This is a genomic window from Micromonospora sp. NPDC000207 (genome assembly GCF_040300925.1).
Classification (GTDB): Bacteria; Actinomycetota; Actinomycetes; order Mycobacteriales; family Micromonosporaceae; genus Micromonospora.
The window spans coordinates 1-14,354 of the sequence record NZ_JBEPEQ010000128.1; the positions used below are offsets into that span (position 1 = coordinate 1).

At 70.0% G+C, this 14,354-nt stretch carries 12 protein-coding genes; 5 read left to right on the forward strand and 7 right to left on the reverse strand.

Features of this window, described 5'->3' with window-relative positions; all coding sequences use genetic code 11:
* Positions 1 to 127: 127 nt before the first annotated feature.
* From ABT336_RS23760 to ABT336_RS23785, 6 genes are all read right to left on the reverse strand, one after another.
* Positions 128 to 838 (reverse strand): 2OG-Fe dioxygenase family protein, encoded by a 711-nt coding sequence (locus ABT336_RS23760; RefSeq protein WP_350899210.1) that lies wholly within the window; start codon positions 836 to 838, stop codon positions 128 to 130.
* Between the two features lie 105 nt (positions 839 to 943).
* Positions 944 to 2,002: an iron-containing redox enzyme family protein gene (locus ABT336_RS23765; RefSeq protein WP_350899212.1), complete on the reverse strand. Its 1,059-nt coding sequence runs from the start codon at positions 2,000 to 2,002 to the stop codon at positions 944 to 946.
* Positions 2,003 to 2,637: 635 nt separating this feature from the next.
* Positions 2,638 to 3,843, reverse strand: a complete 1,206-nt coding sequence (locus tag ABT336_RS23770) for an ABC transporter ATP-binding protein (protein WP_350899214.1) — start codon at positions 3,841 to 3,843, stop codon at positions 2,638 to 2,640.
* A gap of 11 nt (positions 3,844 to 3,854) precedes the next feature.
* Positions 3,855 to 4,688, reverse strand: coding sequence for a carbohydrate ABC transporter permease (locus ABT336_RS23775; protein ID WP_350899216.1), 834 nt, complete (start codon positions 4,686 to 4,688; stop codon positions 3,855 to 3,857).
* A 1-nt stretch (position 4,689) separates the two neighbouring features.
* Positions 4,690 to 5,703 (reverse strand): carbohydrate ABC transporter permease, encoded by a 1,014-nt coding sequence (locus tag ABT336_RS23780; RefSeq protein WP_502891245.1) that lies wholly within the window; start codon positions 5,701 to 5,703, stop codon positions 4,690 to 4,692.
* Positions 5,704 to 5,832: 129 nt separating this feature from the next.
* Positions 5,833 to 7,122 (reverse strand): ABC transporter substrate-binding protein, encoded by a 1,290-nt coding sequence (locus ABT336_RS23785; RefSeq protein ID WP_350899218.1) that lies wholly within the window; start codon positions 7,120 to 7,122, stop codon positions 5,833 to 5,835.
* 245 nt (positions 7,123 to 7,367) lie between these two features.
* On the opposite strand from ABT336_RS23785, the gene ABT336_RS23790 reads away from it, so the two are divergent.
* The 3 genes from ABT336_RS23790 (at position 7,368) to ABT336_RS23800 (ending at position 9,195) form a co-directional block, all read left to right on the forward strand.
* Complete coding sequence (locus tag ABT336_RS23790) at positions 7,368 to 8,132, forward strand: VOC family protein (RefSeq protein WP_350899220.1); 765 nt, start codon at positions 7,368 to 7,370, stop codon at positions 8,130 to 8,132.
* A gap of 308 nt (positions 8,133 to 8,440) precedes the next feature.
* Positions 8,441 to 8,872: a RusA family crossover junction endodeoxyribonuclease gene (locus ABT336_RS23795; protein WP_350899222.1), complete on the forward strand. Its 432-nt coding sequence runs from the start codon at positions 8,441 to 8,443 to the stop codon at positions 8,870 to 8,872.
* A gap of 47 nt (positions 8,873 to 8,919) precedes the next feature.
* A complete protein-coding gene (locus ABT336_RS23800) occupies positions 8,920 to 9,195 on the forward strand; it encodes a hypothetical protein (protein ID WP_350899224.1) in 276 nt (91 codons plus the stop codon).
* 101 nt (positions 9,196 to 9,296) lie between these two features.
* Here the strand turns inward: ABT336_RS23800 and ABT336_RS23805 are convergent, their stop codons facing one another.
* Positions 9,297 to 12,029 carry an MGH1-like glycoside hydrolase domain-containing protein gene (locus tag ABT336_RS23805; RefSeq protein ID WP_350899230.1) on the reverse strand — a complete coding sequence of 911 codons (2,733 nt, stop codon included), beginning with the start codon at positions 12,027 to 12,029 and terminating at the stop codon, positions 9,297 to 9,299.
* 99 nt (positions 12,030 to 12,128) lie between these two features.
* Between ABT336_RS23805 and ABT336_RS23810 the strand changes: the two genes are divergently transcribed.
* Together ABT336_RS23810 and ABT336_RS23815 are read left to right on the forward strand one after the other, a co-directional pair.
* Positions 12,129 to 14,069, forward strand: coding sequence for an amylo-alpha-1,6-glucosidase (locus ABT336_RS23810; RefSeq protein ID WP_350899226.1), 1,941 nt, complete (start codon positions 12,129 to 12,131; stop codon positions 14,067 to 14,069).
* A 142-nt stretch (positions 14,070 to 14,211) separates the two neighbouring features.
* Positions 14,212 to 14,354 (forward strand): glycogen/starch synthase (locus ABT336_RS23815; RefSeq protein WP_350899232.1); only part of this gene is annotated, 143 nt, incomplete at its 3' end.

Genomic DNA, 14,354 nt, shown 5'->3' on the forward strand with positions numbered 1-14,354 from the left:
GGGGGGGGTTTTTTTTTCTGTTTGGGGGGGCGGTGGGGGTGTTACTTCCCTAGCCCCCCCATGCGGGTTTCGTTGGGGGTGGGGGCGGGGGGGGGCCCGGCCGGGGCCGGGCCACGCCGGAAGCCGGTCACATCGACGTGTCGACGACCGGCTCGCCGCCGGTCAGGGCGGCGGCGTCGTGCTCCTCGCCGTACCACTTCTCCTTCCACCGGGAGAACGCGACGATCATGATGTCGCGGTGCCCCGCCTGGCCGTTCTCGGGCAGGACGTCGGTGACGTCGTGGGCCACCGCCCGGTCGTCGAGCAGGACCGCCTGACCGGCCTGGAGGGTGCCGGTCCAGAACGGCTCGTCGGCACCGAGGCGCCACAGGCGCGTCTCGCCGCCGACGACGCTGTTCCGCCGCAGGACGCCGATCATGACGAACTCGTGGCCGTCCTGGTGTACGCCCTCGGGGGTGAGCAGGCCGGGCTTCTCCACCGTGGCCCGGGTCCGGTTCTGGTGGACGTTGATCTGCCAGTCCTCGGAGGTGTCCAACTCCAGCCCGGCCACCCCGAGCCGGACGTAGGGAACCAGGTCCGCCTCCAGCGGCGGGTGGGGTCGGCTGAACCCGCCGCCGACCGGGTTGAACTTCTTGAACGCCGTGTACGCCCGGTGCGGGAGCAGTTCGAACTGCCATCCCCGGCCCTCGGAGTGGGACAGCCGGTACTGGCTGAACCGCTTGTACCGGGTCTGGTTGCCCATGTACTCGTCGAGCGGGCAGTTGTCGTAGCTGTCCAGCAGCTCCTGGCTGGCCGGAGGCAGGTCGATGATCTTGAAGCCTTCGGTGACTACGGACATCGGTGATCTCCCTTCACGAGGAATGGCGGTTGGGCGGGATGCGGGCCGGGGAGGGAGCCGGCACAGCGGGCGTGGCTGGCCAGGTGCCCGGAACCCGGGCGGCGCTCAGCGCACTGCCGGGGTACGCCGCCGGGCCAGGGCCAGTCGCTCGTCGAGGTGACGGGCGGAGGAGTTCAACCGCCACAGCACACCCCGGGCGATCCCCCGACGCATGTACTCGGACTCGCTGGCGGGCAGGACGATGTTGTGGAACCAGCCCGCCGCGTGCTGGGAGTCGATGGTGATGTGCAACCGGTGGTAGGTGATCCCGACGTCGGGCAGCCCGAGGCGCTCCCAGGCGCGGACCACGTTCTGGAACCGGTCCGGCACCAGCCACTCGGTCATCCCGAGGAACCCGACGGCCTCCGGGTAGAGGTGGCGGTACCGGCACAGCAGCACGGCCAGGTTCCCCGCGAGCAGGTCACTGGCGGTCATCGCGCTCTCCATCTCCTCGGCGGAGATGTCGAACACGTCGTAGATCTTGTTGAACAGGTGGGTGTGGACCTCGGCGGGGTTGCCGTTGCCCATCTCGTCCCAGAAGTTCGCTGCGATCTCCATCTTGGCGGTGCCGCTGGTCCCGACCTGCATCATCGCCAGCAGGTCGTCGAAGCGCCCGTCCACCAGGGACTCCTGCATCACGTACGTGCGCAGGTCGTCGGAGTCGGCGTGGTGGTTGATGAACTCGACGTAGTACGGGTGCTTGAAGACCCGGTGCCGCCGGGCGGTCCCCTTCAACCACGACAGGAACGGCTGACCCGGTCCGGGCATGACGTCGTACGCGGCGGGGTCGATCCAGTCGTCCTCGGATCGGATGGTGGCCCCCTCCAGCAGGCGGGTCACCTCGTACAGGATCACCGAGCCCTCGGCGGTCGCGCCGTCGGGCAGGGCGGTGAGCAGGGCGTAGATCCGGGCGAGCAGGAGTTGCTGCTGGTGACGGGCGTCGGGGTCGTCGGCGGCCCGGTCGTTGAGCCGGTGCACTGCCGACAGGATGCGCCCCCGGTCCTCCCCGAGGTCCTGGTCGACCTTGTCTGCGGGTACCGCGAGCCACGAGCTGATCTGGTCCACCAGCTCGGCTGCGGGAGCCGATTCGACAGAGAACCGGAGCCGGTCGTTGATGACGGGCACTGAACCTCCCCCTGATCCGGGTTGAGCAACGTGAACGTGCTTTCCGGCGCGGCGTGACAGGTCCTTGCTCCCTCTTGCCGCCCCCGGCCACCTGCCCGATCCCTCGCCCGCCGCCGGGCAGCGGCGGGCACCGCCCGGGTCGGGGGCCTGTGGCGGAGGCCGTCCGGCAGGGCGGAGGAACACGACAGGTGGAGCGGGGTGTGGGTACGCGTGCGGCGGGCAGACCCCCGGGCACGACTGTCCGGTGCGGAACTGCCTCGTCGGCGGCGTTCCCGACAAGATCAGGGAGTTACGCCCTGAACACAAGCAGTCACATTACTGAGGACATCCATCGATGTCGAGGCCGATTCGTGAACCTTTCGAGTCCCGTTGCGACGACCCACGCCGACCAGCGGATTCGAATCACGACCGGGCCACATCCGCGCGCCACGTCCCAGCATTCGGTCGACACGTCGCCCGACGCGGATCCTGTCGGACCTGGACCAGCGGGAGAACCTTGCGAGGCGGCCCGGTCCACGACACAGCCGCGCGGGTCCACCCCAGCCCCGGCATACCGGGACGACTCGGGGCGGACCCGCGCAGCGGAGACCACTACCAACCGGCGGCCCGTCCGTCACCGGCCGCCGGACAGCACCTCAGTCGGCGAGGGCACCGGCGGAACGACCCTCGTGCAGGGTCAGGTTCCGGCCGGTCGAGGGGTCGAACAGGTGGATCTTCTCCAGGTTGAACCAGACCCGACGATCAGAGCCCTCGGTGACAGTCGACTCCGCCGACAGCCGGGTGACCAGGTTCGACCCGCCGGCGAAGTCGGCGGCACCGGCGTCGGCGGCCAACTCCTCCAACTCGGCGGCGGTGGCCTTCTCACCCTCGACGGTGAAGTAGACGTACTTGTCCGAACCCATCGACTCGACGATGTCCACCGGCGCGGTGAACTCCATCCCCCGACGGCGGTTGTCCTCGTCGACCAGCTCGGCGTCCTCGAAGTGCTCGGGACGGATGCCGAGGATGAGCTCCCGGGGCGCGTCGGCCTCCGTGAGCTGTCGACGCAGACGGTCGCCGACCGGCACCTCACCCAGAGCGGTCGAGAGCGTCCCCTCCGCCACCCGGGCGTGCAGGAAGTTCATCGACGGAGAACCGATGAACCCGGCCACGAAGAGGTTGCGGGGGTGGTCGTACAGCTCCTGGGGCGGGCCGATCTGCTGCACCGCACCACCCCTCATGATCACCACCCGGTCGCCGAGGGTCATCGCCTCGGTCTGGTCGTGGGTGACGTACACGGTGGTGGTGCCGAGCTGCTTCTGCAACCGGGACACCACGGTCCGCATCTGCACCCGCAGCTTCGCGTCCAGGTTGGACAACGGCTCGTCCATCAGGAACGCCTTCGGCTGACGGACGATCGCCCGGCCCATCGCCACCCGCTGCCGCTGCCCGCCGGAGAGGTTCGACGGCCGACGGTCCAGCAGCGACGTCAGCTCCAGCACCTTCGCCGCCTGCTCGACCTTCGAGTCGATGGTCGCCTTGTCCAGCTTCGCCAGCCGCAGGGGGAACGCCATGTTCTCCCGTACGGTCATGTTCGGATACAGCGCGTACGACTGGAACACCATCGCGATGTCCCGGTCCCGAGGTGCCTTGTCGTTGACCCGCTTCCCGTCGATGCGCAGCTCACCGGAGCTGATGTCCTCCAGCCCGGCGATCATGTTCAGGGTGGTGGACTTACCGCACCCGGAGGGGCCGACCAGGATGATGAACTCGCCGTCGGCGATCTCCAGGTCGACGTCGGCCACCGCGACGGTCCCGTCGGGAAACTTCTTGCTTACCTTGTCCAGCACGATGTCAGCCACGACTTACCCACCTATCCCTTGACGGCGCCGGAGGTCAGACCGGAGACGATCCGGCGCTGGAAGAAGAGCACGAACAGGATGATCGGAACGGTGATCACCACGGCGGCGGCACAGATCGCCCCGGTGGGGTCCTCGAACTGCGACTCGCCGGTGAAGAACGACAACGCGACGGGCACCGTACGGGACCGCTCGGTCGAGGTCAGCGAGATGGCGAAGAGGAAGTCGTTCCAGCAGAAGATGAAGACCAGGATCGCCGTGGTGAACAACCCCGGCGCGGCCAGCGGCGCGATCACCCGACGGAACGCCTGCCCCTGGGTGGCCCCGTCCATCTTCGCCGCCTTCTCCAGATCCCACGGGATCTGCTTGAAGAACGCCGACAGGGTGTAGATCGCCAGCGGCAGCGAGAAGGTGATGTACGGCAGGATCAGCCCCGGCCAGGTGTCGAAGAGCCCCAACTGCCGCTCGATCTCGAACAGCGGGGTGACCAGCGAGACCTGCGGGAACATGGCGATCAGCAGGGAGACCCCGACCAGGACCCGCTTACCGGGGAAGTCCAGCCGACTGATCGCGTACGCCGCCATCGCCCCCAGGGTCACCGCGATCACGGTGGCGATCAGCGCGATGCCGATCGAGTTGACCAGTGCTCTGACGAACTGGTCGGTGGCGAAGATCGACCGGTAGTTCTCCAGCGTCCACTCCCGTGGAATGAACTTGCCGTCGGTCAACGTGGCCGGGGTCTTGAACGACAGCGACATGATCCAGAGGACCGGGATCAGGGCGAAGACGACCACGATGGTGTTCATCAGGCCCCACTGCAACCGGGCCTTGGAGGTGGTGTCCGCCATGTCAGCGCCTCTCCCCGTCGTCGCTGCCCGGGGCAGCGGTACCGAACAGCTTCACGAAGACGAACGCGATGATCGCCACGGTGATGAAGATCAGCACCGACATGGTGGACCCGATACCGAGGTTCAACCCCCGCATCAGGTTGTTGTAGGCGAGCATCGACACCGACGACGTCTCGTTGCTCCCCGCGGTCAGCACGAAGATGTTGTCGAACACCCGGAACGCGTCGAGGGTGCGGAACAGCAGGGCGACCAGGATCGCCGGCTTCATCACCGGCAGCATCACCTTGGTGAACCGCTGCCAGGCGGTGGCCCCGTCGGTGGAGGCCGCCTTGAGCAGGTCCTCCGGCACCAACGCCAGGCCCGCCATCAGCAGCAGCGCCATGAACGGCGTGGTCTTCCAGATCTCCGCCAACATGATGATCGCCAACGCGCTGCCCCGCTCGGTCAGCGGTGCGCTGCCGTCGAAGAGGTTGGCCAGGTACCCGGTGCCCGGCGTCCACGCGTACCGCCAGGAGAAGGCGGCGACGACAGTGACGATGCCGTACGGGATCAGCGCTGCGGTCCGGACGATTCCCCGTCCCACCAGGGTCCGGTGCATGACCAGCGCCAACCCCATGCCGAGCACCAACTCGACGGCCACGGTGACCACCGTGATCAGCATGGTCACCCCGAACGCCGTCCACCAGAAGTCGTTGGTCAGGACGGTGACGTAGTTCTCCAGCCCGACGAACTCCCGCTGGTCGGGAAAGCGCAGGTCGAACCGCTGCAACGACAGCCAGATCGAGTACAGGATCGGGTACGCCGTGACTGCCACCATGACCAGCGCGGCCGGGGCGCACAGCAGCCAGCCCAACTTCCGTTCGGCCCGCTTGTTCTCGCTCAACGGTTCCCTGCGTCGACGGCGACGCGGCGGCGGAGCGAACGGGTGTTTGCCGTCGGCCCGCTCACCCATCGTCTCGTCGCCCTCGACCCGCAGCACCTCGGCCGCGCCGATGGGACCGGTCCGCTCGCTCATGCCGTCACCCCGCTTCGCGGCGCGTCGGCACGAGTACCGACCACGATGATTCGCTCGCTCTGCTCCCTCATGCCGTCACCCCGCTTCGCGGCGCGTCGGCACGAGTACCGACCACGATGATTCGCTCGCTCATGGCAGCACGCCCTTGGACTCCAACGCGTCACCGATCGCGGTGCGCAGCTCCTCGGCGGTCTGCTCGGGGCGGATCGCCGCCGGTGGGGAGAGGTACGCCGACATGACCGTGGAGATGTTCTGGTAGGCCGGGGTCAGCGGCCGGGTCGCGGCGTCGCGCAACTCCTCCAGGATGGTCTCCTTCATCGGGTACGCCTCGTCCATGTCCGGGTCGTCGTAGACGGCCTCGATGGTCGGCGGTACGCCGTCGTTGACTGCGGAGAACTTCTGGTTCCGCTCGTTGCGCAGGCACTTGGCCGCCTCGAAGGACTCCTCCGGGTGCCGGGAGTGCGAGCTGACCGCCAGGTTGTATCCGCCGACGGTGACCTTGCTGGGCGTCTGCGGGTCGACCCCGGGGAACCGGGCCCACCCGACCTGCTCCGCGAGCTGCGGGTTGGCCTCCTGCAACGCCGGGTAGACGAACGGCCAGTTCAGTTGGAAGGCACCGTCACCGGCCTGGAACTCCAACCGGACCGGGTCCTCGGTGGCGTTGCTGAACGACGGGGAGGTCACCCCGGCGGTGGCGAAGCGCTGGAGCTGCTCCAGCGCCCGGACCGCGCCCTCGTCCATCTCGGCCCGCTTGCCGTCGGCGCTGAGGATGTTCCCACCGGCGCTGGCGACCAGGGTGTTGTAGAGGACGACGAGGCCCTCGTACTGGGCTCCCATGGTGAGGACCCGGTACGGCTGCCCCTGCCCCTTGAGCTCCTGGGCCTGGGAGATCATCTCGTCGAAGGTCGTCGGCGGCTGCTCCACCAGGTCCTTGCGGTACCAGAGCAGTTGCACGTTGGTGTTCTTCGGCGCGGCGTACAGCTTGTCCTCGTAGGTGGCGGTCTCCAGGGGGCCGGCGAGGGTGCCCTGCTCGACGTCGGTCCGGTCCTGGCCGGTCCACTCCCGGATCCAGTTCGCGCTGGCGAACTCCTGGGTCCAGGTCACGTCGAGGCCGAGGACGTCCATTCCGGTGTCCTCGGCGGCCAGTCGGCGGACCATCTGCACCCGCTGGTCGTCGGCCTCCCGGGGCAGGGTCCGGTAGACGATCCGGTACCGCCCCTGCGCCTCGGCGTTGCAGTCGTCGACCACCTTCTGGAGGTTCTGCTCGGGGCCGTAGTAAAGGTTGATCGTCGGCGTACCCCCGGTGTCGTCCGAGCCGCAGGCAGCCAGCGGGGCCACCAGGGCCAACGCGGCGGTCGCGGCGGCGACGCGGGTCCGTGGCCGGCGTCGATGTCGCACCTGGTCGGTGTGGTCGGTCATCGCCCTCCCCCTCGGTTGAACAGGCGAGAGCCGGGGAGGCGCCCATGGCCCCGGCGCGCGGCGAGGCACCCTCGGCGGTGACCCCGCCGGGGCGACCCCCGCCTTCCGGCGTCGATCCGGCCCGTCCCAGGCAATTTGTGGCGCTAACACTGCCCGACCTGCGCAGTCGTGAAACCTGGTCGGGACGGTACTGAATAATTCTGGACAGTCTGGTGGAAAGTACCAGGAGATCGTTTGCTGCGGCGGTGACGTGCGGCGACCGGGCCACCACGGGCGTCGACCCGCCGGTACGGGTACGGCATGATGTGGCGATGATCGCCCGGTTCAAGGACCTCGTGCTGGACGCCGCCGACGCCCGTGCGCTCGGTGCCTTCTGGGCCCGGGTACTCGGGGGCGACCTCGTCGAGGCCGGTGACCGGGACACCCGGATCCTGCCGGGTGCGGGCCGCTCGGCTGCCGAGGGGATCTGGGTCAACCAGGTGCCCGAACGTCGTACCGGACGGACCCGGGTCCACCTCGACCTGCGGCTCGACCAACCGGATCCGGGAAGCCTGCTGGCCGCCGGGTCCCGCCTGGTCCGGGAGCCGGACTCGGAGATCGCCTGGTGGGTCCTGGCCGACCCGGAGGGCAACCTGTTCTGCGCCTTCCCGCCCGGTGACGGCACCGCCGCCGGGCCGATCGCCCTGGTCGTGGACGCCAGCGACCCGCTGGCCCAGGCGACCTGGTGGGCGGCGATGCTCGGCGGGCGGGTCCGGCACCGCACCGACCCCGGGCAGGCCCTGCTGGTGGAGGCGGCCGGTTTCCCGTGGGGACGCTGGGTCTTCGACCTCGCCCCGGAGCGGCGGACGGTCAAGAACCGGTTGCACTGGGACGTCGACCTCACCGAGCCGACCCCGGCCGCCCTGATCCGGGCGGGGGCGACGCTGCTGCGGGAACCGGACGCGTCGGCCCGTTGGTGGGTCCTGACCGACCCGGAGGGCAACGAGTTCTGCGCCTTCCCACCCGCCTGACTCACCCACCGGCCTGACTCACTCGCCCGGGTCACTCACTCGCCTGGGTCACCCGCTCGCCGCTGGGGGTCGCCGATTCCACCCGTCGACCCCACCCGACCGAGACCGACAGGTGACCGACCGACGCTTCCGGGCGGCGACCTGGTCGACTAGCGTTTTCGGCAGACCTTCTTCCGCCGGCGCGTCGCCGTCGACGTCGATCCGCCTCCGGTCGCCCATCCCCTGCCGCCCGATCGGTGGGTATTCGCGGGAACCGCAGCTGCCCGTCGCCCGGATTCGGCAGGATCGTCTCCCGAGGAGGTGCCGTCGTGCAGGACACCCGCGCTCTCGCCCTGACATTCGAGGTGAGCGGCCTGCCACCGGTCAAAACCGAAGCCCTGTCCATCTTCGCCGCCGGCCACCGCCAGGCGACGAGGGTACGGACCCTGCTCCAGGCGGCCTGCGCGGCGGCCCAGCGTACCGGCTGGACCCCGCTCACCGGGCCGGTCGAGGTGGACCTGACCCTGCGCTGTCCACCGGGGCATCGCACGTCCGACGCCAGCACCCTGCTGGGCGGGGTCTGCGCGGTGCTCCAGGACAAGAAACGGGTGTCCACCGTCGGGCTGTCCCACCTCGGCGTCCTCGTCGACGTCGCCCTCTACGCCGACGACCGGCAGATCCGCCGGTTGTCGTACGCCGAGGTGCCGGCCGAGGACTTCTCGTACCAGATTCGGGTGGCCACCGTACCGACGGTGGTTTGACCGGCGGGCGCGGTCGGGTACCGCGCATGCCGAGGAAGGGAGAGTCGATGTCGGAGCCACATGTCACGCTCGACCCCAACGGGCTGGACCCGGTGCAGGAGCGTCTGCGCGGACCGTTGGAGGACCAGCTGACCTCGGCGCTCAAGGCCGCCACCGGGCGGGTCAGCGCCGGCTACGCCGGGGAGCCGGTGGAGCAGGTCTGCCAACGGCTGCTCGACGAGACCCGCTCCGGCCTGCACCCCGACATCGCCGCCGGTTTCACCCCCGATATGGACGAGTTCTGCCGGGTAGCCGTAGCCATAGTCCGCCGCGAACTAACCTGACCCCACCCCCTCTCCCCTCCCCTCCTGCCGCCCGCCCGGTTGCGGGGTTGATCAAGGGATTTGCGTCAGGATTCCAGCTGCCGATGACGCAAATCCCTTGATCACGCGGAGAATCCGGGAGCGGGGGGTGAGCGGCGGGTGAGGATGAGGTCTGCGACCAGGGCGGTCCATCCGGTCTGGTGCCAGGCTCCCAGGCCTGCGCCGTTGTCGCCGTGGAAGTACTCGGGGAAGGCGATCAGGTCCCGCCAGTCCGGGTGGGTCTGGAAGAGCTGGGCGGCCCCGTAGATCGGCCGACGTCCCCACCCGTCCCGGGTGAACAGGGAGATCAGCCGGGCGGACAGGTCGTCGGCGACCTCGTCGAGGGTGAGCTGCACCCCCGACCGGGTCGGGTACTCCACCCGGAGGTCGTCGCCGAAGAAGGCCGCGTAGTCGCGCAGCGCGCTGATCAGCAGGAAGTTGGTGGGCATCCAGATCGGCCCCCGCCAGTTGGAGTTCCCGCCGAACAGGCCGCTCGTCGACTCCGCCGGTTCGTATCCGACGCCGAACTCCTGGCCGCCCAGGGTCACCGTGAACGGCTTGTCCAGGTGGGCCCGGGAGAGGGTACGCAGGCCGTACTCGCTGAGGAACTCGTCGGTGTCCAGCATCCGGGCCAGGAGCTTGACCACGTGGTCCGCGCCGGCCATGGAGAGCAGCCGCTGCTGGCGGCCGTCCGGGCCGAGCCGCCGGGCGTCCATCACGTGCGCGTACTCGGGGCGGTTGGTCAGGAACCACCGGATCCGGGCCCCCAGCTCGGGGAGCCGTTCCAGGGTCTGCGCGGTGAGCCGGGTGGTCGCCGCCAGCGGGAGCAGCCCCACCACCGACCGGACCCGCAGAGGGACCTGACTGCCGTCGGTCAGGCGCAGCACGTCGTAGAAGAACGCGTCCTCGTCGTCCCAGAGCCCCTGGGAGTACGCGGCGGCGGCGATGTAGACGAAGTGTTCGAAGAACTTGCAGGCGGTGTCCACCCAGGTGCGGTCCTGCTCGGCCAGGATGATCGAGATGTCCAGCAGGTTGAGCGCGTACATCGCCATCCAGCCGGTGGCGTCGGACTGCTCCAGCACCCCGGCCACCGGCAGCGCCGCCGACCTGTCGAAGGGTCCCACGTTGTCCAGCCCGAGGAAGCCGCCCTCGAAGACGTTGTTCCCCCCGGTGTCCTTGCGGTTGACCCACCAGGTGAAGTTCAGCATCAGCTTGTGCATGACCCGGGCGAGGAACTCCCGGTCCCGGGAGCCGTCGATCTCGAAGACCTTCAACGCCGCCCAGGCGTGCACCGGCGGGTTGACGTCCCCGAACGCCCACTCGTACGCCGGGATCTGCCCGTTGGGGTGCAGGTACCACTCCCGCAGCAGGAGCAGTACCTGTTCCTTGGCGAAACCGGGGTCGACCCGGGCCAGGCTGACGCAGTGGAAGGCGAGGTCCCAGGCCGCGTACCAGGGGTACTCCCAGGGGTCCGGCATCGAGATGACGTCGAAGCTCGTCATGTGCCACCAGGCGCTGTTACGCCCCTGCCGACGCCCGGCGGGCGGGGGCGACGAGCCGGGATCGCCCTCCAGCCACCGTTTGACGTCGAAGTGGTAGAACTGCTTGCCCCACATCAGCCCGGCGATGGCCTGCCGGGCGACGAGGGCCTCGTCCGGGGTGGTCGTCTCGGGCAGCAGCGAGGCGAACCACCTGTTCGCCTCCGCCCGCCGGGCCCACAGCACCGCGTCGAACCCGTCGCCCAGGTCGAGGGCGGGCGGCGGGGCGGCTCCGGGGGGCGGGCCGGTCCGGGTCAGGCGCAGCCTGATCTGGCGCTGCTCACCGGCGGGGACGCTGAGCACGTAGTGCAGGGCGCCCTTGGTCCCCTCCCGGTCCGGGTTGACAGTGGCCGCGCCGTCGACGACGTGGTCGTTGATGCCGTCCTTCGGGTACGCCGACCGTCCCGGCAGCCCCCAGAGCCGCTCGGCGTTGCTCTCGTTGTCGCACAGCAGCGGGGTCGGGCTCCCGTCTCCGGCCAGCACCACCTGGCCGGTGGTGTCGTGTCGACCGACCAGGCGGGCCGGGGTGGCCGGACCTGCCGGTCCCCGGGAACTGGCCCGGCGGCGACCCCGCCGGGCCGGCTCGCCCACCAGGTGCGGCACCCGGTCGCTGCCGGGCAGCCCCCAGGCCCACGTGTTACGGAACCAGAGGCTGGGCAGGACGTGCAGGGTGGCCTGGTCCGGCCCCCGGTTGGCGACGGTGACCACCATGCACAGGTCGGTCGGGGAGGCCTTGGCGTAGTCGACTGTCACCGCCCAGTACCTGTCGTCGTCGAAGATCCCCGTGTCGACGAGTTCGTACTCGGTGTCGTCCCGGCCGCGCCGGGTGTTGACGGAGACCAGGTCGTCGTAGGGGAAGGCGGCCTGCGGGTAGTGGTAGCGCCACCGCATGAAGGAGTGGGTGGGGGTGGAGTCCTCGTACCACCAGTACTCCTTGACGTCCTCGCCGTGGTTGCCGCCGTCCCCGCCGAGGCCGAACATCCGTTCCTTGAGGATCGGGTCCTCGCCGTTCCAGAGTGCGAGCGCGAAACAGAAGGTCTGTCGATCGTCACAGACGCCTGCCATCCCGTCCTCGTTCCACCGGTAGGCTCGGGACCGCGCGTGGTCGTGGGGGAAGTAGTCCCACGCCGTGCCGTGTTCGCTGTAGTCCTCCCGTACCGTCCCCCACGCCCGTTCGGACAGATAGGGACCCCATGCTCGCCATGCCTGTTCGCCCGCGTCGGCCTGGGCCAACCGGGTGCGTTCGGCATCGGGGGACAGCTCGTGAGGAACCGACACGTCAGTGATCACCTGTCAATCTTCGACGCCACGGGTGCACTTGACCACTTCGGCCATTGTTTCCGTTGCGTGTTACACCCCGCCGCCGCTGGAGGAAAGTTGATAGGTATCAGTTTCGGTCCGCAGGTCTGTGGCGAGCTGACGAGCGGGGCGACCCGCGAGTGGCTGGTCACCGACGGGGTCGGTGGGTACGCCATGGGCACCGTCAGCGGTCTGCGTACCCGCCGCTACCACGGGCTGCTCGTGGTGGCCGGAGACACCCCGGCGGCCCGCAACGTGGGACTGGTCAGCCTGGATCCGGCGGTCCTGCTGCCGTCCGGGGCACAGGTACGCCTCGGTGCCCACGAGTGGTCCTCCGAGGAGGTCGACCCGCGCGGGTTCGAGCTGCTGGAGCAGTTCACCGTGATCGACGGGGTGCCCCGCTGGCGGTGGCGCATCGGGGACGTGGTGATCGAGCGGGAGCTGGCGATGCTGCCCGGCCGGTCCTGTGTGGCGGTGGTGCACCGGCTGGTCGCCGGTGGCCCGGTGCAGCTGGACCTGGCGGCGGTCTGCACGTGGCGGGACGCGCACGGCGAGCGTCGGGCGGACGGCCCGGCTCCCCGGGTCGAGCCGGTCGCCGACGGTGCCGTGGTCGAGGGCGCCTACCGGCTGTCCGGGCCGGGCTGGGTGCCGCAGGGGCAGTGGTGGAACGGGGTACGCCACCGGGAGGAGGCTGCCCGGGGTCTGAACGCCGAGGAGGACCTCTGGTACGCGGGCCGGTTCTCCGGGGCGCTGGAGCGTCCCGGGGACACGGTGTCGGTGCTGGCCTGGGCCGGGCAGCTGGACCTGGAACCGGTGCCGGCGGCCGAGGTGGTGACTGCGGCCCGTCGGCGCAACCGTCGGGTGGTGGCCGCCGCGCAGCCGGTCGACGACGTCGAGGCGACCCTGGCGTTGGCGGCGGACGCGTTCGTGGTCCGTACCGCCCAGGCACCTGTGGACGTGGTGGCCGGGTACCCGTGGTTCGGCACCTGGTCGCGGGACACGATGATCTCGTACGAGGGGTTGTTCCTCTGCACGGGGCGGGCCGAAGAGGGGCGGGAGCTGCTGCGGTCGTACGCATCGACACTGTCGGAGGGGATGCTCGCCAACACCGCCGACACCGGTCGGGTGGAGTACAACACCGTCGACGGGACCCTGTGGTTCCTGCACGCGGTGTCCCGGCACGTGACGGTCACCGGTGACACCGACCTCGGTGACGAGCTGCTCCCGGCGTTGCACGGGATCGTCGACGCACACGTCAAGGGCACCAGGTACGGCATCGGGGTCGACCCGGCCGACGCCCTGCTCGCCTGCGGGTCTCCCGGGACGGCGTTGACCTGGATGGACGCCCGGGTGTACGGCGTACCGGTGACCGCCCGGACCGGCAAGCCGGTGGAGGTCAACGCGCTGTGGATCAACGGCCTGGCCGGGGTGGCGGAGCTGACCGAACTGGCCGGTCAGGATCCGGCCGAGCTGTGGCGTCTGCACCACCGGGCCCAGGCGTCGTTCCGGGAGCGGTTCCCCTCCCCGGTCGGCTGGCTGCACGACGTGGTGGACGCCCCGGCCCCGGCGTACCCGCTGGGCGGTGCCGCCCACCACGACGACGACCTGTTGCGCCCCAACCAGCTGCTGGCCTGGTCGTTGCCGTACGCCCCGTTGGAGCCGGACGCCGAGGCGGTCCGCCGGGTCGCGGCGGGCCTGCTCACCCCCCTCGGGTTGCGCAGTCTCGCCCCGGACTCCCCCGGTTTCGCCGGTCGGCACCGGGGTGCGCCGGCCGAGCGGGACGGCGCCTACCACCAGGGGACGGTCTGGCCGTGGCTGCTCGGCCCGTACACCGACGCGGCCCGACGGTCCGGACTCGACGTCGACGACCTCTTCGGCGGGGTCGAGGCGCACCTGCGTGAACACGGTGTCGGTTCGGTGAGCGAGACCGCCGACGGACTGGCCCCGCACCGGGCGACGGGCTGCCCGTTCCAGGCGTGGTCGGTGGCGGAACTACTGCGTGTCCGACGGATCCGATAGGAGCGCTTTACAGGACCGCAACGGCGACGTCTCCCGGGGTTATCCGGGCCGGGTGAGGATTGCCCTCATCCGGGTCGACACGGCCGGCGCCCGTCGGGCGCCGGCCGGGCCGCGCACACCTGACAACTCAAAGGGGGCACACGTGTCACCGGACGCCGACGTCATCGACCTGCACTCCGCCCGTCGCCAGCGCATCCTGATGCTGTCCTGGGAGTACCCCCCGGTGCTCGTCGGCGGACTCGGCCGCCACGTCCACGCCCTCTCCGTCGCCCTCGCCGCCGCCGG

Excerpts from the sequence above, each read along its gene's own strand:
- ABT336_RS23760 (WP_350899210.1), bottom strand. The coding sequence starts at position 838 with ATGTCCGTAGTCACCGAAGGCTTCAAGATCATCGACCTGCCTCCGGCC.
- ABT336_RS23775 (WP_350899216.1), bottom strand. The coding sequence starts at position 4,688 with ATGGCGGACACCACCTCCAAGGCCCGGTTGCAGTGGGGCCTGATGAAC.
- ABT336_RS23780 (WP_502891245.1), bottom strand. The coding sequence starts at position 5,703 with ATGAGCGAGCGGACCGGTCCCATCGGCGCGGCCGAGGTGCTGCGGGTC.
- ABT336_RS23785 (WP_350899218.1), bottom strand. The coding sequence starts at position 7,122 with ATGACCGACCACACCGACCAGGTGCGACATCGACGCCGGCCACGGACC.
- ABT336_RS23800 (WP_350899224.1), top strand. The coding sequence starts at position 8,920 with ATGTCGGAGCCACATGTCACGCTCGACCCCAACGGGCTGGACCCGGTG.